At 67.1% G+C, this 20,953-nt stretch carries 10 protein-coding genes; 7 read left to right on the top strand and 3 right to left on the bottom strand.

The features are described from left to right. The first annotated feature begins 252 nt into the window (after window positions 1–252). From DP939_RS05890 to DP939_RS05870, 5 genes are all read left to right on the top strand, one after another. Entirely contained in the window at window positions 253–735 is a 483-nt protein-coding gene (locus DP939_RS05890) for a cupin domain-containing protein (RefSeq protein ID WP_113979580.1), read from the top strand. 115 nt (window positions 736–850) lie between these two features. Beyond that, window positions 851–2,494, top strand: coding sequence for an AMP-binding protein (locus DP939_RS05885; RefSeq protein ID WP_225878075.1), 1,644 nt, complete (start codon window positions 851–853; stop codon window positions 2,492–2,494). Window positions 2,495–2,887: 393 nt separating this feature from the next. Then, window positions 2,888–4,060: an amidohydrolase gene (locus tag DP939_RS05880; RefSeq protein ID WP_113979578.1), complete on the top strand. Its 1,173-nt coding sequence runs from the start codon at window positions 2,888–2,890 to the stop codon at window positions 4,058–4,060. 191 nt (window positions 4,061–4,251) lie between these two features. Continuing rightward, a complete protein-coding gene (locus tag DP939_RS05875; RefSeq protein ID WP_199564977.1) occupies window positions 4,252–5,658 on the top strand; it encodes an MFS transporter in 1,407 nt (468 codons plus the stop codon). A gap of 74 nt (window positions 5,659–5,732) precedes the next feature. Further along, entirely contained in the window at window positions 5,733–7,244 is a 1,512-nt protein-coding gene (locus DP939_RS05870; RefSeq protein WP_113979576.1) for a carboxylesterase/lipase family protein, read from the top strand. Window positions 7,245–7,250: 6 nt separating this feature from the next. Here the strand turns inward: DP939_RS05870 and DP939_RS05865 are convergent, their stop codons facing one another. From DP939_RS05865 to DP939_RS05855, 3 genes are all read right to left on the bottom strand, one after another. Then, on the bottom strand, window positions 7,251–7,925 hold the full coding sequence (locus tag DP939_RS05865) for a TetR/AcrR family transcriptional regulator (protein ID WP_113979575.1): 675 nt from the start codon (window positions 7,923–7,925) through the stop codon (window positions 7,251–7,253). Window positions 7,926–8,351: 426 nt separating this feature from the next. Continuing rightward, complete coding sequence (locus tag DP939_RS05860) at window positions 8,352–10,661, bottom strand: 2OG-Fe(II) oxygenase (RefSeq protein ID WP_113979574.1); 2,310 nt, start codon at window positions 10,659–10,661, stop codon at window positions 8,352–8,354. Window positions 10,662–10,771: 110 nt separating this feature from the next. Then, window positions 10,772–12,619 carry an AAA domain-containing protein gene (locus tag DP939_RS05855; RefSeq protein WP_113979573.1) on the bottom strand — a complete coding sequence of 616 codons (1,848 nt, stop codon included), beginning with the start codon at window positions 12,617–12,619 and terminating at the stop codon, window positions 10,772–10,774. Between the two features lie 375 nt (window positions 12,620–12,994). Between DP939_RS05855 and DP939_RS05850 the strand changes: the two genes are divergently transcribed. Continuing rightward, complete coding sequence (locus DP939_RS05850; RefSeq protein WP_113979572.1) at window positions 12,995–18,091, top strand: DEAD/DEAH box helicase; 5,097 nt, start codon at window positions 12,995–12,997, stop codon at window positions 18,089–18,091. Continuing rightward, window positions 18,088–20,928: a helicase-related protein gene (locus tag DP939_RS05845; RefSeq protein ID WP_113979571.1), complete on the top strand. Its 2,841-nt coding sequence runs from the start codon at window positions 18,088–18,090 to the stop codon at window positions 20,926–20,928. Before DP939_RS05850 ends, DP939_RS05845 begins: the two co-directional genes overlap by 4 nt. The last annotated feature ends 25 nt before the right edge of the window (window positions 20,929–20,953 follow it).

Here is a 20,953-nt window from a genome sequence, read left to right as displayed (position 1 = left end):
CGCACCATCCGATCCCGTCCCGTGTGGCCGAGGCGAAGACCGTCACCCCGGCTGGCTATTGACAATTGGTGACGGCCGTGAAAAATACGAGATACATCGCAGTGGATTCTGCGTGACCACATCTTCCCCGCACCCCGCCGCACCCCTCGACTGACGTCTGGTGCGCGTGCCTGAGGCTTCGGTCCCGCTCGACCAGATCCGCCTCGCCATCGACGCACACCGAACGACCGAACGACCGAAACGGAGCCGACCATGACACCCGACTTCAGTGCGTACCGCCTCGAAGGCGACAACTCGATGTATCGGCTACCCAGCGGACTCGTCGCTCCGGTGGTGACTCGCGGTGGCTGCGAGGACGCCGGCGCCGCCGACTCGGGCGGGGCCGTTCGGGTCTCGGGCGTCAGCATTCAGCACACCCCGGCCACCAGGTTGTGGTTCGGCAAGGTCAGCAACGAGCCCGGTTACCGCTCGGTGTCCCACCATCACGGCGAGGCCGAGACCGGCGGTTACGTCTTGTCGGGACGGGCGCGCATCTACTTCGGCGAGAAGTTCGAGGACTACATCGACATGGTGGAGGGGGACTGGGTCTTCGTGCCGCCGTTCATGCCGCACGTCGAGTGCAACCTCTCGCGCAACGAGCCGCTGGTATGGATGACCACTCGGACACCGGAGAACATCGTCGTCAATCTGCCCGATGTCGCCGATGACGGTCTGCCCGACTGGCTGGATCGATGACCAGCGGCACGCTCCCGGACCTGTGAACTTTCCGCACGGAGATCACGCCGGCGGTCATGGGAGCCTCGGCGTTTCGACCGCCGGCCCCGCCGTCGGCTTCTGGAAGGACCCCCCGTTGCCCCTTTCGCCCTCCGCACACCTGGACACCTTCGCTCGCGACCACTTGCCTCCCGCCCACCTGTGGCCGACGATCGAGTTCACCACGCCGGACCTGCGGTACCCGGACCGGTTGAACGCCGCCACTGAGCTCATCGACATCCCCACCGCGACATATGGGGCCGAGCGGCCGGCCCTGCGCACGCCTGCCGGAGAGACCTGGTCGTACGGCGAGCTGCGGACGCGGGCGAACCAGATCGCGCAGGTGCTGACCGAGGACCTCGCCCTGATTCCGGGACAACGTGTCATGCTGCGCTCGCCGAACACCCCCTGGACGGTCGCGGCCTGGCTCGGCGTGCTCAAGGCCGGCGGCATCGTGGTCACCACCATGGCCGCCTTGCGCGCCCCCGAGATCACCGCGATCGCCGAGCGGACGCGGCCTTCCATCGCGCTGGTCGACCACCGGTACACCGCAGACGTCCACACCGCGCTGTCGTCGATGACGGTGGTGGAGTACGGCGGGACCGGCCCGGCGGATCTCATCGCCCGCGCCGCCGCCAAGTCCGGCGAATTCGCCAATGTGGAGACCGCCGCCGATGACGTCGCTCTGCTCGGGCCGACTTCCGGCAGCACCGGCGTCCCAAAGATCACCACGCACTTCCACCGCGACATCCTGTCCATCGACAACACCTTCGGCCGGCATGTCCTGAAGCTGGTCGCGGACGACGTCGTCGCCTGCTCCGCTCCCTTGGCCTTCACCTTCGGTCTCGGCATGCTGGTCGTGTTCCCCCTGCGGGCCGGCGCCTGCGCCATGCTGACCGAGGCGGCCACCCCGCCGCGGCTCGCGGAGATCGTCGAGCGGGAGGGCGTCACCGTTCTCGCGACGGCGCCCACCGCCTACAAGGCGATCCTGCGAGAAGGGAGGGAACACCAGCTCGCCGGATTGCGGACCGGGGCATCGGCGGGCGAGCACATCCCTCAGGCCACCTGGGAGGGGCTGCGGGACACGATCGGCCTCCGGGTCATCGACGGCATCGGCGCCACCGAGATGCTGCACATCTTCATCTCCGCCGCCGGCGAGGACATACGTCCTGGTTCCACCGGCAAGCCGGTGCCCGGCTACCGCGCCGCCATCCTGGGCCCTGACGGCTCCGAACTCGGGCCGGGCGAGCCGGGGCTGCTGGGCGTCATCGGCCCGGTGGGCTGCCGCTACCTCAACGACGACCGTCAGAGAAACTACGTACTCAACGGCTGGAACGTCACCGGTGACATCTTCTACCGGGACGGGAACGGCTACTTCTTCTACCAGTCCCGCAGCGACAACATGATCGTCTCATCGGGCTACAACATCGGCGGGCCCGAGGTCGAGGCCGCCATCGACACTCATCCCGACGTGGTCGAGTCCGCTGTCGTCGGGCGGCCCGACGAGGAACGGGGCTCGGTCGTCTGTGCCTTCGTCGTGCTCCGCGACGGCGTGACCGGCGACGCCGCCAAGGCCAAGGAGATTCAGGACCACGTCAAGCAGGTCCTGGCCCCCTACAAATATCCGCGGGATCTGCGGTTCCGCGACTCCCTACCGCGCAATTCGAGCGGCAAGCTACAGCATTTCCTGCTCCGCGAGATCGTGCGGGACGAGCAGGCCGCGCCGCGGCACGGCCGCTGACCTTGGGATTCATCCTCGTGACCACACGCCGCGAGGTCATGGCCCAGGCGTGACCGGCCGATCCCCACCAGCCGGGGACCGTACCGAACTCCACCCTTGACGCCGTCTCTTGCCGCTATATACTACCGAGAACTAAACTAAACGGACCAGTTCAATCGTCCGGCCACGTCACGGCGACCGACGCCCGAGACCGCAGACGTATTCAAGGCCGTCCTGTCTCTTGGGGCCGACGTGACTTTGTCACACCATGTTTCGACTGGCTCGGCATTGCGAGCTTCGTCGACCTGATCACCGATTGATGGCTCTCGACAAGGCCGTGGAGAGGTCCTGTCGAACCGCCGGGGCGAAGGGTCGTGATACCCCAGCTCCGAGCCTTGGAGAGGGGAACAACTCATGTTCGGTCGGGAAGCAGGTTCGGAGCGGGCGGGCTCGCTGAAGGAGGCGGTTCGCCTGGCGCATGCGGCCACCCGGGAAACCGCGGACGTCCTGGCGAAGAGAATCTACGCGAACCCGGAGCTCAGCGACCAGGAGTATCGCGCCGCGGGCTGGTGTCGTGAAGCCCTGGACAAGGCCGGCTTCACCATCGAGGACGTCGCCGACCTGCCGACAGGGTTCGTCGCGGAGTACGACGCGGGGTCGGGTGGGCCGACGATCGGCCTGCTCGCGGAATACGACGCACTGCCGGACATCGGCCATGGCTGTGGCCACCATCTCATCGCGGGGTCCGCAGTCGGGGCCGGACTCGCACTCGCCCGGCTCCGGGAAGCGTTCTCCGGTCGCATAAAGGTTTTCGGTTGTCCTGCCGAGGAGGTCCTCACGGGAAAGCCGCGGATGATCGACGCCGCGGCGTTCGCCGGCGTCGACGCCGCCCTCACCTTCCACGCGTACCACTCGACCAGCGTGATGACCAGTTGCATGGGCATCCGCACCTTCGAACTGGCTTTCCGGGGTAATTCCTCCGCGACCGCCGATCCCTGGGCCGGGGTCAATTCCATCGACGGGGCGGCGATGACGTACCAACGGATCAACTCCTTGCCGGAGTCGACCCGTGCGGGCATCCGGGTCCACCGCTTGGACACGCAAGGAGGCGATGCCTTCAGCGCCGTCCCGGAGCGGTCGACGTGTCATGTCGCGGTCCGCGCGGACGACGTGGCCGAGCTCGAACGCCTTGCCGACACCGTGGTGGACTGCGCGCGGCGCGCCGCGGAGTCGAGCGGCAACACGCTGGAGGTCGTCGAGGGAAAGGGGAGCGAGCCGATCCGCTACGACCGGTCACTCGGCGGCGCGATCCAGGCGAACCTCCGTGAACTCGGCGAAGAGGTGGTGGACTGGCCGGCCCTCGCGTTCACCGACTTCGGCAACGTCAGCGGGCTGATCCCCGGAGTTCTGTTCTCCGTCGCCACCTGGCCGGGCGACGTCCCGTTCCACACCCGGGCGGCCGCGGAGCACTCGGGCCGGCCGAGGGCGTTCGAGGCGATGCACACGGGTGCTCTCGCCATGGCGCTGACAGCCATCGACTTCGTCACCACCGACGACTCCCCCGGATCCGAGGCCGCTGCGGAGTAGGACACCGCGTGCCACCTCCAAACGGCGGCGGGCCGGGCTCGGTGGGGCGAGCCTCGGCGAACGCCGGTTTGAGCGTGGACCGATACAACAGCCCCGAGACTCCGGACGAATCAACCGATAGCGATCGTGGTGCCTGCTCGCCGATGACCACCAGTGCGAGCTGTTCGTGCTCAGCCCAAACGGAGGTTCCGTTGCCCCCCACCAGCATCTCGTCCGGTCGGACGCGTGTCGTGCTCGCCGTACTCTTCCTCACGTTGTTCGCCTACAACGGGCTGGAGACCATGCTCGCGCCCGCTCTACCGCTCGTACAGGAAGCGGTCGGCGCGACGACGCCCGCGATCGCCTGGGTCTTCACCGGTGTGCTGCTGGCAGGCGCGGTCGCGACCCCGGTGGTCGGACGGCTCGCCGACACCCGTGACAAGCGCACGGTCCTGCTGTGGGTGCTCGCCATCGTCATGCTGGGCACCGCGGTCGCCGCGCTCTCGACGTCGATAGTGGTGCTCACGATCGGACAGTTGCTCCAGGGCGCCGGGCTCGGGCTGCTGCCGGTCTCCGCGGGCATCATCCGCGACACGCAGCCGGCGAGCGCGATCAAGTCGGCCAACGGCCTGATGATAGCGGCCGCGACGCTTTCGATGGGGGTGGGACTGCTGGTCGCGGGCCCGATCGTCAGCGTGTTGCCGTACACGTGGCTGTTCTGGCTTCCGCTGGCGCTGTTGGTCGTCGCGTTCGCCGTGGCGTGGTTCGTGGTGCCGTCCTGCCCACCGGGGGAGTCGGGGTCGGTGGACTGGCCGGGGGCCGCCCTGCTCGGGCTGGGTGTGGCCGGGCTGCTGATCGCGATCACCCTGTCCGCGTCATGGGGGTGGCTGTCGACCGGGACGCTCGGCCTGCTGGGCGCGGCGGTCGTGCTGCTGGCCGTGTTCGTGGTCGTGGAACTGCGCACCGCGCGGCCTCTGATAGACCTGCGGCTGCTGGCGAACCGGCCGGTGCTGCTGGTGTGCGCGATCTGGTTCGTGATCGGGTTCGTGAGCATCGCGGTGTACGTACTCGTGCCGATCCTGGTGCAGTTGCCAGTGGAGTCCGGGATCGGGCTGGGCGCCTCGGCGACCCTGACCGGCCTGATCCTGTTCCCGATGGGGATCATCGGCTCGATGGTCGCTCCACTGACGGGCCGGCTGGAGAGCGCGATCGGCACCCGCGGCGTCATGCTGGTGGCCACCGCCGCGCTTGCGACGTCGAGCGCATCGCTGCTCGGGGCCATGCAGCTCTGGGTGCTCTTCCTGGCGACGGGCCTCGTCGGAGTCGGCATCGGCCTGGGGCTCACCCAGGCGATGAACATCGTCGCGGCCTCCGTTCCCAGCGAACGGCTGGCCAGCGTCAGCGGCATCACGTTCGTGATGAAGGCGGTCGGTGGGTCACTGGGCGGGCAGATCGCCGCCGCGCTGCTGGCCGTGAGCGGTGCGCCGCTTCCGACGTGGGGCGACTTCAGCTTCGCGTTCGTGGTGTTCGCCGTGGTCGGCGTGGTCGCGGTGCTGCTGAGCGGAGGGTTTCCGGCCAGGATCACTTCGGCGCCCGAAACCGTGGCCATGGCGAAATGACAGGACCGACCGCGGAAGGTCGATCCACGACCGTCGGTCCTTGAAATGAACCGTTCGATTGAGATGGGTTGGACATGACACTTCAAGAGGCTGGGCCGATCGCCACTCCCGCATCGGGCGCGCTTCGCGGATCATGGGAGCGGGAACTGGCGGTGTTCCGCGGCGTCCCGTACGCCGTCCCGCCGGTGGGGGAGCGCCGGTGGCGGCCCGCGAAGCCGCTCCCGGCTTGGTCCGGGGTGCGGGATGCGACCTCCGACGGCCCGGTGTGTCCACAGCCCCGTTCGGGGCCGGTCGTGGACCTGATGGGCGATCAGATACGCGCCGCATCCATGTCGGAGGACTGCCTGACGCTGACGATCTGGTCCCCGGGCCTGGACGAACGGCGCCGCCCGGTCCTGGTCTGGATCCATGGCGGAGGGTTCATCGGAGGCGCCGGGTCGTGGGACGTCTACTCGGGGGCCAACCTCGCGCGGCACGGAGACGTCGTCGTGGTCGCGATCAACTACCGGCTCGGGCCGTTCGGCTACCTGTACGTCGATGGCGACGATCCCACCGGAGGCAACCTATGGCTGTCCGATCAGCGCCGTGCCCTGGAATGGGTGGTGGCGAACATCTCGGCGTTCGGCGGCGATCCCACCCAGATCGTCGTGGGCGGACAGTCGGGTGGAGCCTGGTCGACGATGGCGCTGTTGGGGATGCCGGATCCGCCGCCGGTGCGCGGGGCGGTACTGCTGAGCGCGCCGGGGAGCCTGCGGCCGCGCGACCGGACGGAGTCGATCGCGTTCACCGCTCGGTACGCCGAGGCGCTGGGCGGTGGTGAGCTACGCGCCGTGGACGCCGAGTCCCTGGTCGCCGCGACAGCGCGGCTACGGCCGAAGCCGGGCCGCTTCGCGACGGTCCTGCCGCCGTACATGCCGACCGCGCACGACCCACTGGTGACCGAGGACGTGCCGGCGCGGTTCGCCGACAGGGCCGGGATCGATGTACTGATCGGGTGGACGGGGGATGAGATGGGCTTCTTCCTGGCCCAGGACCCAGCCGCGGTCGGCTGCACCCCGCAGCAGGTGGTGGCCCGGATGCGGGAGACTTTCGGGACGCACGCGTCCGATGCGTATGGCGTGTACGGCGACGGCGGGCGCACGCCATACGAGGTGCTGCGGGCCTACACCTCCGACGAACTGTTCCGCATGCCGGCCCTCAGCCTGGCGCGCGGTCTGGCGGAGCGCGGGCGCCGGGTATGGACCTATGAGCTCGCGGTCGAATCCCCGGCGTTCGACGGGCTGGCGGGCGCCGCGCACTGCGTCGACATTCCCTTCGCGTTCGACCTGCTCGACACCTGGCATGCCAGTGGCAGCAGGCTGCTCGCCGGGATGAACACCGCGGCGAACCAGGTGCTCGCCGACCGGCTGCATGCCGGGCTCATCGCGTTCATCCGCGACGGCGACCCGGCCACCCGCGCCACCCCATGGCGACCCGCGGCCGGCGGCGAGATCCCCACCATGCGGTTCGGCCCGCACGCGGCCGAGTCCCCGGTGGCCCCGCAGCTCGTCGAGATCTGGCGAGAGGCGGCCGCCTCTGCGACGTAGACCGCGCTACGTGACGGCCTCGCCGCGGATGCCGTACGCGGCGAGGAAGACATCGACCGCCGCGGTCGCGATGCCGGAGATCTCCTTCTTGGAGGGCAGCATGGCGGGGTCGAGGAGTGCGTAGAGCCGGCGTGCTTCCAACATGCCCACGAACTGGAGGGCCGCGGTGTCGATGTCGTCGATGTCCAGCCCGCCGGCGGAAACCAGCTCACGCAATGCCTCGCTCAGGTGAGCGATCGTCGGTAGCGGACCACCCTCCAAATAGAGGCGCCCGACCTCGGGCTGCTTGTGCGCTTCGGCGACGACAAGGCGAAGCAGGCCGACGGTGCTCGGGTCGAACAACACCAGGGCATAGCGTTCTGCGAGTGCGGTCAGCCGCGTGCGGGGGTCCTCGTGCGGGTCGCTGTGGTGGTCGATCTCCTGGCGGATCCGCTTCGCGGCGCCGCCGATGATCTCAGTGAGCAGCTCGTCCTTGCTTCGGAACTTCGCGTACACAGTCGCCTTGGACACATTCGCCGTCGCCGCGACGAGATCCATCGTCGCGGCTCCGTACCCATGCTCCAGGAACACCTCGTGGGCCGCTCGCACGATCGCCGACCGCTTCCGGTCCGGATCCCGGCCTGCGCCGTGAACATGGCGTTCACCGGTCGCAGGCGCCCTAGCTCCTTGAGGTCCGTCCATGGCATGAACCCTACCAAGACTGAACGGACCAGTTCAGGCGAGTCGGTGGCGAAATGGCGCCAAAGCGGCGCGGCCGAGCATCGGGCACCTTCGCAGGCCGGTATCACCATCAAGCGGTGTTTCTTGATTTCGGCCCAGCCGACGTGAAAGGCGTTGCCGAGGGCGGCGGTGGGCCCCGGCCGGCACTCAACGTACTGGGCAGCGGCGAGCGCGACACCGGCGTCGACAACCTCGTCGGCATCTTCCACAAGATCTACGCCAAGACCCCGCGGAGAGGGTTGTCACTGTCGAGGCGAGGCCCAGCATGTACCAGAGTGCGTGTCCGAGGACTGAGCCCCCACCGGACGCACATGGACCGTCTTTATACGTGCACATCGGATCTACCTGGCCTGACGTGGGTTCCATCCCCTGGTCGAATGCGCAGGATCAGATGAAAGAGTCCCTGTTCTCAGTGAGCCAGGCCAGGTCCGCCTGGTGGCGCTCGCGCGCGATACGATCCCGCTCGAAGAGCGCCTCGGTCTTCGTCAGCACCAAGGTGTACGGTCGGCCCAGCCGCCTGGTTTCGTGATGGATCGGCAACTCGGCGTCGTCGATCCGGGTGTGGACGTGCCTGCGCTTCTCCTTCGCCAGCGGCCAGTCGAAGTCACGCCGTTTCGGGTCCTGAAGGAAGGCGCCGAGGACCTTGCACAGCTCACACTCGCATCCGGCGGGCAGGGCGATCGACCAGTCGTCCTCCGTACGAGGGGGCCGGGCGAGCGATGCCCGAATGCGTTCGGCGCAGCCGGTGGCCAGTTCGCCGAAGCCAGCGGTGTGCGGCTTCACTACGCGCAGCGCGGCCGTTACCAGTACGAGGGCCTGGTCACCGCCTGTATTCGCGACCGTGATGGCGCCGTCCAGTACCCTGGTCGATCCGGTCTGCGCGGCGGCCGCGATGATCCCGGAGAGCGGCTCTCCATGGGCGGTCAGCCACGCCGCCGAGCGGCTGGTGAGCGGCGAGACGAGTACGGGGCGGATGCGGTCCATGAACCACGTCCACGACAGGTCCACGATGTGGCGCGCGGTCGTGTCGTCGTCCGCGCTCAGCAACGTCGCGCACAGCCGCGGGAGATCGGCGAGCCATCGCAGCGGCTCCGGGGCATGGACGTAGGGGCCGAATCCCCAGCCCGTGCTCCATTCGCGTAGTAGGTCGCCGATCCAGGCGTCGCCATGGCGCGCCGCCAGCCTGGCGAGCGCCGGAGCTTGATCGGGCGCCAGCAGCTCCAACGGGAACGGGCTCAGGAGCAGGGCGGCCGTTTGCGCGTCATCCAGTGCCCCGGCGGTTCGCAGTGCCCTGCCGAAGAGTTCAACCTGCCGACCGGACTGAATCGAGGCGTTCCAGAAGGGGCGCAGCGATTGCGCCGCTTCGCGCGCTTTCGCGACCTCCCCGGCGCGGGCCATCTCACTTAGCTCGTCCAGCGCCCAGCCCGGGGACGATTCGGCCCTGTTGGCGAAGTTCCGGCTACGGGGCCAGATGATCAGCGCAGCTCGCCGATACCAGCGGTCCAGGGTGTTGCCGTAGTTGCCCATGTAGCCCTCGTACTGCGAGGAGTAGGGCGTCAGATCGGTCGTCGGGGTCGTTGAGGCCACCTCCGCTTCACCGAGGTCTAGTGAGATCTGCTCAAGCCGTCCGGTTTCCGGGCCGATCCAGTGGGCGAGTGTGATCGTGCATTCGATCAGGTCGTTGAGGACGTAGCGCCCGTCGTCCGCGTCGCCGGAGTCCTTATGGCCGCCGGGGTCCTCCTCGTTCTCGTCATGCTCGCGGTACCACGGATCCTCATCGGGATCGTAGGCATCCCAGGTCTCCTGGATCTCCGCCAGGGCCAGGGTCGCCTCGCACCCCGCCCGCTCGGCCGCGGCCCGCAGCGAAGCGACGCCTGCGGCGTCGGAACCCTTCAGCCGGGACCAGCTCAGCCCTCGGGCGGTGTACTCGTGATTGAGCAGGTACGCCAAGCGCTTCGGTCGCTCGGCACGGCCGCCGTACGGCGGGGCGACCGGGGTGGTGAAGTGCGAGTGGAGGCAGTCCGCGAGCTCACCGACCAAAGGGCCTTCCGCGACCGGGCCGATGCCGTCCCCCGCCAGCAGCAGGTTGTAGGTAAGGGTGATCCGGTTGCCCGACTTCACGGGGAGAACCTGGTGGCGGCAGTCGGCGTAGAAGGCTACGAGCGAGACATTGACCCTTGATCCGCGGTGTTTCGTGGCCTGGCCTCGATGATCGATGACTAGCTCACCGCCGGCATACGCGGACGGCAGCGTCACCACCAGTGTCCCGACCATGGCGTCGTCCTTCTCGGAATCCTGGTGCGCGACGAAGAACTGCCCGGTCTCGTACAGAAGCATGGAATGCAGCTCCGGCATGAGCCGGCAGTGCGGTGGCAGGCCCAGCTCGTCGCGCATTCCGTCCAGGACGCCTTCGAACGCGTCCGTCCAGGCGACGTGCACCAGGTCGCTGGGGATCTCCCAGGTGTCGCGGACCTCCGGATCGGTCAGGGTCTGCTCGCCGCGCCCGAACCGCGCACGGCGGCCGAGCCGCCGCAGTTGCGCGGCCTGCTCATCGGAGATGGGAAATCGCAGAGGACCGACCCCATCGACCGCCACCGACAGGGCGCTTTTGGGCAGCTTCCGATGAACACTCGACGCGCCGGGATCTGTCACCCCATCGAGTAACTCAGTCAGTCGTTCGCGGGCGGTAGTGGGCATGCGGCACCTCTCAAGCGCATCTCTGGGGCGTGGCCAAACTATCGCGTACATAGAGCCTGAGCCGTCTCGACCGTTGCCCCGGCAGGGGGCCCGGATGCTACGGTCCGGGCTTACCTCCGAGTGCCGAAGTCGACGGGTGCATGCCAGGCTCTCCCCGCGGAACCCACCTGGCAGGTCCGGGCGTAGCAGCGCCAGTACCACTCGCCGTTCTTTCTGCGCCGAACGTCGATATCGCTGCCACCACACCGCCCGCACGCAGGTGGGGAGGAGAATTCGGCGGCGTGTTCGTGTTCGAGGATCCTTCTGGCGAAATGGGCGCCGCGCATCGTCAGCATGATCTCGCGGGTCCTGCTCTGCGACAGAGCGTTCAGGCTGCCGAGCATGACGGTCCGCTCGTCGATGACCACGATCTTCTGGTGCATGTGATTCACGGACACGACGGTGTGCGCCACCGTGCGTACTTGGTTGATCAGGTCGAGGTGTCTGTCCTGTAGCCGGTCGGAAGGGTCGCGGAGGAAAACGGTGATTCGGACGCCGCGCGCCGTCAGGCGGCGCTCTTCACCGGAAGCAGTCGTGAAACGGTGCTCCGCCTCTTGGAGTTCGGTGCGGCTGTGCGTCGCGCTGTCGGCGAGGACTTCGGCCTGGCGGACCAGATCGGCACGGCGCCGGTCGGCCACATCTCGGGCGGATGCCGCACGTTCCGCAAGGTGGAGTTCCCGTTCCATGGCGGCGTCGCGGGTCTGCCGCGCGGCGGCGAGAGGACGTTTGGCGCGTAGCCGGGCCAACCCGCTGCGCGTCTCCAGGTCGTTCATCAGGCGTTGCGCCTCGGCGGTCGCGTGCGCCGCCTCCAGGGCCGCCGCCTCGGCCTGGGTCGCGGCCTGATCGACGCGGGCGGCCTCCGCGCCCAGTTCGTCCACCTGAGCCCACAGGCGGCGGTCGGGATGCATGGCGGCGTGAGCGGCGCTCGCCTGGTCCCGTTCCAGCTTGGCCGCGGCGAGGGCATCGGCGAGTGAGTCGAGCCGCGTCCGGTGGAGGGCCACGGCTGCTTCACAGCGCTCCGGTCGATGCTGGGGCGCTCCCAAGAAGATCTCGTCCTGAGCGAAGCGAGCGGCGTCGAATCCCGCCAGCGCCGTGCCCAGCTCGCCAAGCCGGCGCAGCCGGTTCCGTACCACCACCAGCCGCGCCGACAGATCGCGGCGCTTGTCGTCGGTCGCCGTGAGCCGAGCGCGTACCAGGAGAGGCAGAGAGACGTCCGCGTTCTCGGCGACCTTGCGCAACTGCGGCGGGCCGACTCGTACGATCGCCCCATGCGGGTGGCGGCGTTCGTCGAGCACACCCAGCAGCGCGTTGTCCACCGCGATGTTGGTGGCCGAGACGAGCAGGACTCGCTTGCCTGCGGCGATCAGGTCGCCGATCGCCTTCTTCAGCACCATGGTCTTGCCCGTGCCCGGCGGGCCCCAGACCAGCCACACTCCGGTACCGAGACACGCTTGGTAGGCCGTCTCCTGCGGTGGGAACAACCCTGCCGGCGGCCGGGTCCGTGAGAGCTCGCCGCCGGGCTTCCGGTGGGCCAGCATGTCACCGAGCGGTGCGCTGCCGAGCGAGGCGAGGCCCTCCTTGAGCGCGTCCACCAGGAACGTGGGCGGCTGCTGCATCGACCACAGGTGCGGGTCGGCCGGGTCGGCGAACTCGGCCACCCGTACGGTGAGTGTGGATTCGCTCTGTGAGACGTCCATGACCGGGAAGCCCTGGCTGACGCTCCCCTGCTCCGCGCCCGCCAGCCGTAAAGCGTCAAGCCGATCGGGGTTCGGTTCCGTGCCCCGGACATCCACGACGTAGAGCCCGTCGCCGGTACGGATCGCGCGACCGAGCCGCCGCCAGCGCGGCTTACCTCCCGTTCCTCCCTCAGCAGCGATCCATTCGTCCAGCGCTGTGGCTATTTCCTCACGCCAGCCCACGTTCCACCCTGCCCTCCCTGCTCCTTCACGATAGACAAATCTTCATTCCCGTTTCAGGAGCCGCGGCCGCAAATCGCACAGGTGGGTGAGTCGCGTGACAGGTTTCGCTACGAACGACCGGCACCTCATTGCCAGCCGGATGATCAAGCCGCATGGTGCTCGTCGGCCGTCTCCACGCTCGCGATGGGGGCGCAGCGGGGCAACGTCGAGCGGGGCACCCATCATCGGGGAGACCGCTCGCTCGTGTGCCTGTAACTTTCCGCGACGGATCGTGATAATAGGGAAGGCCGAGGGCCAGGAGCCGTTACTTTACGGCCCGATCGGCCGATAGGCTGCTCCTTCCACGAGCTTCGAAGATCGAAGAATACGGGCGGGATGGACGTCTTCAAGGTTCACGAGCAGTTGATCGCCGACTATGCTGCGTTCACATCTGGGTTCACCGAGATCGCGGATGAGCGAATCAGGGAGCATGTTCGAGATCGCCTAGCCGCCGGAGATCAGTGGCCCGACCCCTACCTCTCCCTGAACCCGAACTTCGAGCCAGGCGGTTCGATCAGCGAGTTGGTTCGACAGCGCCGTCTGCTACCCGAGTGTGAGCAGATCTTCCGCGTGGGCAAGACGGCTGAGTCCGATGGACAGGTGCTCAGTCTTCACCGGCACCAGCGAGAGGCCGTTGAGATCGCCCAGAGCGGTGCAAGTTATGTGCTGACGACCGGCACAGGCTCGGGGAAGAGTCTGAGCTACATCGTCCCGATCGTGGACTGGGTGCTCCGACAGAAGGCGAGCGGGACCTATCAGCCCGGCGTGAAGGCCATCATCGTCTATCCGATGAACGCCCTGGCGAACAGTCAGCTGCATGAGCTCGGCAAATTCCTCCAGGAGGGATATCCGCCTGGGCGTGAGCCGGTGACCTTCAACAGGTACACCGGTCAGGACAGAGGGCAGGATCGCCGGTCGATCTTGGCCGATCCACCGGACATCCTGCTCACCAACTACGTGATGCTCGACCTGGTCCTCACCCGCCCTGACGAGCGGGACAGCCTTATCACCGCTGCGCGCGGACTGCACTGGCTCGTCCTCGACGAACTTCACACCTACCGCGGACGCCAAGGGGCGGACGTCGCGATGCTCGTCCGGCGGGTCCGTGACGCGTGTGAGGCAGATCAGATTCAGTGCGTCGGCACCTCCGCGACGATGACCACGGAGGGCAGCGAACGATCGCGGAAAGCGAAGGTCGCAGAAACCGCCGGCCGTCTCTTCGGGGTCCCGGTCTCTCGCGCGCACGTCATTGGAGAAACGCTGGAGCGTGCCACGGCTGCCGACCCCGCGGCGGTGGCCGGCCTCGAACTTCCCGTGCGCTCATACGAAGCCTTCACCGCGAGTCCTCTCGCCGCCTGGGTAGAGTCCCAATTCGGAATCGTGGCCGACCCGGAAACCGGGAAGCTGATCCGCCCACCGCGGCCACGCACGGTGCCGGAAGCCGCCGATGAGCTTGCCAAGCTCGTCGGCCGCAACTCAGACGATTGCACGACAGCGATCCAGGACATGCTCAAGTTGGGCGCATCGATCGCCCACCCCCGGACGCAGCGGCCGGTCTTCGCCTTCCGGCTGCACCAATTCCTTTCCAAAGGAGACGACCTCTACCTCAGCATCGAATCCGAAGAAGATCGATACATCACCAGTCGCTACCAGACGGTCGTCCCCGAGACCGGAAGAGAAGATCACATCCTGATCCCCGCATCGTTCTGCCGCGAGTGCGGTCAGGAGTATTTGACCGTCCGAAAAGTGGACGAGCGTTTTGCCTCGCGCCGGGACAGCGACGCAAGTGGTAAAGAGAGCGACGGTTACCTCTACATCTCGACGGACTTGCCCTGGCCGGACAGCGTCGAGACGGCGATCGAGGATCAGCGAGTTCCCGAGTCGTGGTTGGAAACGCGGAGCGACGGCTCTCCGGGCGTGACCGCGAGCAAGCGGAAATACCTTCCCAATGTCGTTACTGTCGCGGCAAACGGTCATATCGCCGAGGAAGGCACACGGGCGGCTTACATCCCCGCTCCGTTCACCTTCTGTTTGGCCTGCCGCACATCCTACGAGCAGGTTCGCGGCAGCGACTTCGCCAAGCTGGGGTCACTATCGGTCGAGGGCCGGAGCTCTGCAACCAGCGTGATCAGTTCCACGGTGGTCCGTAGCCTCCGCGAAGACGCGGCAGTGAGCAGGCCCGAGACCAAGTTGCTGGCGTTCACTGACAACCGGCAGGACGCGAGCCTGCAAGCCGGGCACTTCAATGATTTCGTGCAGGTCGTTCAGCTCCGCGGTGCACTCTATCGAGCGCTCAGCGCTGCCCCGGATGGCCTGACCCATGAAGTCATCGCCCAGAAGGTCACGGACGCGCTCAACCTCCAACTGGCCGACTTCGCGCAGAAGCCCGAGGCCAGATTCACCGCGGAGCGCAACACGTGGAAGGCGCTCCGTAATCTGATCAACTACCGGCTCTATCTCGACCTTGAGCGTGGCTGGCGCATCACCATGCCGAACCTGGAGCAGACCGGCCTGCTCAAAGTCGACTACCTGGACCTACCAGAGATAGCAGCCGCCCAGGATCTGTGGGACGGGACGCACTACGCGCTCCGCGACGATCCGGCAAAGGCCCGTGAGGACCTGCTGCGGACTCTGCTGGACGAGTTGCGCAGGGTGCTGGCGATCGACGCCGACTGCCTGACCGAGCCAGGCTTCGCCCAGCTAAAGGAGGAGAGCCGACACTACCTCGATCAACCCTGGGCCATGGAACAGACGGAGAACGTCATTTATGCAGCGGTCGCTTACCCGCGCGCCGGAGGTCATGGCGGCCTGCGCTCCACCAAAGACCTGCACCTGACCGGCTTCGGCGCCTACGGCAAGTACCTGCTCCGGGAGCACCATGGGCTCACCAGGGACGATGCCCACGCCATGATCCGTGACATGCTGGCCGTCGCTGAACGGTGCGGCCTGCTCGCCGACGAGCGGGGCGGGTACCAGCTCAAGGCATCCGCGATCCTTTGGCGTTTGGGCGACGGTGAGTCCGGTGCTGAAGACCGGATCAGAAAACAGGTCGCTGTGGAGAGAAGGCCACGGGTCAATCCGTTCTTCCAGCGTTTGTACCGGGAGAAGGCTGCGAATTTGGCAGGGCTCCAGGGGCGTGAGCATACGGCTCAAGTGCATAACGAGGTCCGTGCACAGCGCGAAGAGCAGTTCCGGAGTGGGGACCTACAGGTGCTGTACTGCTCTCCGACCATGGAACTGGGGATCGACATCGTCAGCCTCAACGCCGTAGCGATGCGCAACGTACCGCCGACTCCGGCCAACTACGCACAGCGGGCCGGGCGCGCCGGCCGATCGGGACAGCCCGCCCTGGTCGTCACGTATTGCTCGTCCGGCTATGCGCACGACCAGTACTACTTCCGGCACAGGGATCAGATGGTGGCCGGTTCAGTAGCCGCCCCGCGGCTGGACCTCACCAACGAGGATCTGATCAGTTCCCACGTCAATGCGATCTGGCTCGCGGAGATCGGTCTGCCGCTCGACAGCTCGATCGCCGGGATCTTGGACATGGACCGGCCCGGCTTCCCACTGCGGGCCACGGTCGCCACAGCCGCTGCCGCTCGGCAAGCGCAGTTGCGCGCGGCCGAGCGGTCGCGCATGGTGTTGTCCGAGCTCACCAATGAACTGAAGATCACATCCTGGTGGCATGACGACTGGATCGACCGCGCGGCTCAAGATGCTCCCAAGGAATTCGACAACGCTTTTGAGCGTTGGCGCGAGCTCTACCGAACGGCCCAGGCCGAACGGGAAGAGCAGCACCGAATCATCGGCGACCTCTCAACGAAGAAGAGCGTCCGCGAAGCGGCGATCAGCCGGCGCCGCGAGGCGGAGAACCAACTGAAGCTGCTCCGCAGCGAGGACTCCGAAGACTTCCAGACCGACTTCTACTCCTACCGCTATCTGGCGTCGGAAGGATTTCTGCCCGGCTACTCCTTCCCGAGGCTGCCGTTGCGGGCCTACATCGCGGCGCGCAATGGCAAGAGCACCGATGTGGAGTTCATTCACCGGCCCCGGTTCATCGCCATACGTGAGTTCGGCCCCGACGCCCTCATCTACCACGAAGGCGCTCGCTATCAGGTCAAGGAGGTCCAACTCGCGCCCACCGAGCAGGGCGGCGGCGGCCTGGACACCCGGTCGGCCCGGCGCTGTGAGTACTGCGGTTATCTGCACGACGCAGTGGTCGGCATTGACATGTGCGAGTCGTGCGGGGGACGGCTCGGCAAGACGATGAACCGCCTGCTGCGGCTGCAGACCGTCAAGACGGTCCGCCGAGACCGGATCTCCTCCGACGAGGAGGAGCGCCGCCGGGCCGGCTACGATTTGGTGACCTCCTACCGCTTCAATGACCACGGGGTACGACCGGGCCGCCTGGACGCGGAAGCGACACGAAATGGCACAGCGGCCTTGGCACTCTCCTACGGAGACTCGGCGACGGTGCGGGTCACCAACATGGGCCGCAGGCGCCACACCAGTGCCGGTTTCTGGATCAATACACAGACGGGTCGCTGGCTGTCGGAGAAGGACGCCTTCACACCGGAACTCAACCATCGTGACGACGCGTCGCTGGTGCAGACCAAGCAACAGGTCATCCCATACGTCGAGGACCGCAGAAACATCCTTGTCTCCAGGATGACCAGGCCGGCGAGCGACGAGGCCGCGATCAGCTTCATGTACGCCCTGGAGCGTGGTATCGAGGCCGAGTTCCAATTGGAGGACAGCGAGCTCGCCAGTGAACTCCTTCCCGATGAGGCGGATCACGGCCGGGCCTTGTTCATCGAGAGTTCCGAGGGCGGCGCGGGTGTGCTGCGCCGCCTGGTCATGGAGACCGATGCTCTCGCCCGGGCGGCACGGAAAGCCTTGGAGATCGCTCACTTCGATGTCGTCACCGGAGAGGACACCGGGGGCACCGTTAACGGCGAGCGGTGTGCCAAGGCATGCTACGACTGCCTGCTTTCGTTCAGCAATCAGCCCTACCATGAAATGATCGATCGGCATCTCGCCCGAGACCTGCTTCTGGAACTGTCCATGGCCGACGTGCCGGAGCCGCCCGCCTCCTCGCCGCAGGACATCTGGGAGCCGGTGCGCTTTGACGCGGAGCCCAACGACCCGGTTCACGCCTTCGTGTGCTGGCTGGAGGAGTGGGAATATCGCGCACCCGAGCAACTGTCAGCCGACCTCGGTGGGGCCACCCCGGACATGGTCTACCCAGGACAAGTCGCTGTCTTCATTGACGGACCGGACAACAGCAGCGGCCCCGGCCGAGATGAGGACGCTGAAGAGGAACTTCGGGACCGCGGCTGGAGCGTCGTACGTGTTCCGTACCGTGGGGACTACTCGCAGATCGTCAAAAAGTATCCGAGCGTGTTCGGGAACAGCCGCAGGGAGCCGCATTGACCGCTGTCTTCACCCCCGGTTCGCTTGTCAGCGCTCGCAATCGTGACTGGGTGGTCCTTTCCGGCTCCACCGACGACTTCCTCATCGTCCGGCCGCTCGGTGGCGGGGATGACGAGATAGCGGCGATCCTGACCGGGATCGAGCCCGTCGAACAGGCGGCCTTTGCCCCGCCGCGGCCGGATGATGCGGGCAACTCCGCGAGGGCGGGGCTGCTGCGTACCGCTCTGCGCATCGGCTTCCGGGCGACGGCCGGACCGTTCCGGTCCATGGCGGGGCTCGCCGTCGAACCTCGGCCCTACCAGCTCGTGCCGTTGCTGATGGCACTGCGCCAAGAGACGGTACGGCTTTTGATCGCGGACGACGTCGGCATCGGCAAGACCATCGAGGCGTCCCTGATCGCCGCCGAACTGCTCGCCCAGGGCAGCGCGACGGGCCTGACCGTGCTGTGCAGCCCGGCACTGGCCGAACAATGGCAAGACGAGTTGCGTGACAAGTTCCGGATCGACGCCGAGCTGGTCCTCCCGAGCACGGTCAAGCGGCTCCAGAAGAACCTGATCGGCGACGACCAGTCCATCTTCCACTACTACAAGCACACCGTGGTCTCCACCGACTTCATCAAGGCTCCCCATCGGATGAAGGAGTTCATCACCTCCTGTCGCGACCTGGTGATCGTGGACGAGGCGCACACATGCGTCGCGGACGGCACGTCCACGGGCGGGCGGACCCAGCGCTACAACCTGGTCCGTGAGCTCGCGAAGAAGCGGGAACAACATCTGCTCCTGGTCACCGCGACCCCGCACAGCGGCAAGGAGGAAGGGTTCCGCAACCTCATCGGGCTGCTCGATCCCGACCTGGCCGGGCTCGATTTCGACGATGTCAAAGACCGGGAACGCCTCGCGCGGCACATGGTTCAGCGCCGCCGCGGTGACATCAAGGGCTACCTGAACGAGGACACCAGGTTCCCCTCCGCCCGGGAGACGCGTGAGGAGCGCTACTACCTGAGCGACGATTACCGCAAGCTTTTCCGCCAGGTCCTGGCCTATGCGCGGGAGACCGTCCGGGATGACTCGGATGGCCAACTGCGGCAGCGTGTCCGGTACTGGTCGATACTGGCGCTGATGCGGGCCCTCGCCTCCTCGCCCAAGGCGGCCTCCGCGACGCTGCGGACCCGGGCCAAGGGCATGGAGAGCGAAACCCCGGAGGAAGCCGACCGGATCGGCCGATCCACCGTGCTCGATACCGACGATGACGAGGCGGCCGAGTCGATCGACGTGGTCCCCGGCGCCGATGACCTAGACGAATCCGACCAGAGCGAGCGGGCCCGGCTGCTCCGCTTCGCCAAGGCCGCCGACGCCCTCGCGGGCATGCGAGACGCCAAACTCGCCAAGATCGGTGACGTCGTGGAAGGCCTGCTCGCCGACGGCTTCGACCCGATCGTCTTCTGCCGGTTCATCGACACCGCCGAATACGTCGCCGCCCACCTGCGCGAGCGGCTTGGACCGACGGCCACGGTCGGCTGCGTCACCGGTACTCTTCCGCCGAGCGAGCGTGAGGGCCGGATCGACGAACTGCGCGGCGTCGAGGGCCGGCACGTTCTCGTGGCCACCGACTGCCTGTCCGAAGGCGTCAACCTGCAGGACGCCTTCCAGGCGGTGGTCCACTACGACCTGGCCTGGAATCCGACCCGTCACGAGCAGCGCGAAGGCCGGGTCGACCGGTTCGGGCAGCCCGCCGACAGGGTCCGCGCGGTGACCATTCTCGGTGCGGACAACCTGATCGACGAGATCGTGATGAGAGTTCTCATCCGCAAGCACGAAGAGATCAGGAGGAGCCTCGGCGTCAGCGTACCGGTTCCGAACTTCTCCAATCAGCTCGTCGAGGCGCTCATGGAGGAACTGCTCACCTCCAACACCGAGACATGGGAGCAACTTCCTCTCGACGGATTCAGCGCCACCGACCTGCATGCCGAATGGGAGAGTTCAGCCGAGCGGGAACGCCGTTCCCGCACCAAGTTCGCGCAGGCGGGCATCAAGCCAGATGAAGTCGCGCGGGAACTCGCGGAAATCAGATCCAGCCTTGGCACCCAGGGTGAGATCGAAGAGTTCGTCCGTGAATCTCTCGATGCTCTGGGATCCTCGCTCGTCGATACGGATTTCGGCTTCACCGCCGTCACCGCCACCATCCCCGCGGGACTGCGCGACGCTCTTCCTGCTGGACAGCCGCAGCCCCTGCCTTTCCATCGCGACCTGCCCGTGCCGCGCCGCCATGCGCATTTGGACCGTACTGATGCCGGCGTCGCAGCGATCGCCCGTTACGTCCTCGACAGCGCACTTGACCCGAAGACCTCCGGCCCTCGGCCGGCCTGCCGCTGCGGTGTGATGCGAACGAACGCCGTCGAGCGCCGGACGACGCTCCTCCTGGCCCGGTTTCGCATGCACCTGACCCTGCCCGGACGAGATGGTGAACGGCCGCTGGTCGCCGAAGAGGCGCGGGCCCTGGCCTTCCGGGGACGGCAGGACGATCTGGACTGGCTGCCACCGGAGGAGGTGGAAGCACTGCTATCCGCCGAGCCCAGCGGCAATTTCGCTCCCGATCTCGCCCGTGATGACCTCCAGCGGCTTCTTGTTCCCGGTGCTGACGGCCGGTCGAAACTGATGGCGCAGTTGCGGCCCGCGCTGGACGCCGAAGCCGACGCGCTCGCCGTACGGCTGCGCGATTCGCATCGGCGCGTTCGCGAGGCCACCCGGCAGAGCGGTGTCAGCAAGGTTCAGGTGGCGGCCAACAAGCCCGCCGACCTACTCGGTGTGTACGTTTACCTCCCGGCGGTGCATCGATGAGCAGATCCGCGTTTCCTTCGCTGCG

The sequence above is a fragment of the Spongiactinospora rosea genome, from assembly GCF_003315795.1.
In the GTDB taxonomy this organism is placed as follows: domain Bacteria; phylum Actinomycetota; class Actinomycetes; order Streptosporangiales; family Streptosporangiaceae; genus Spongiactinospora; species Spongiactinospora rosea.
The sequence above is the reverse complement of the archived record's forward strand: the minus strand, read 5'-3'. Positions and strand labels throughout refer to the sequence as shown.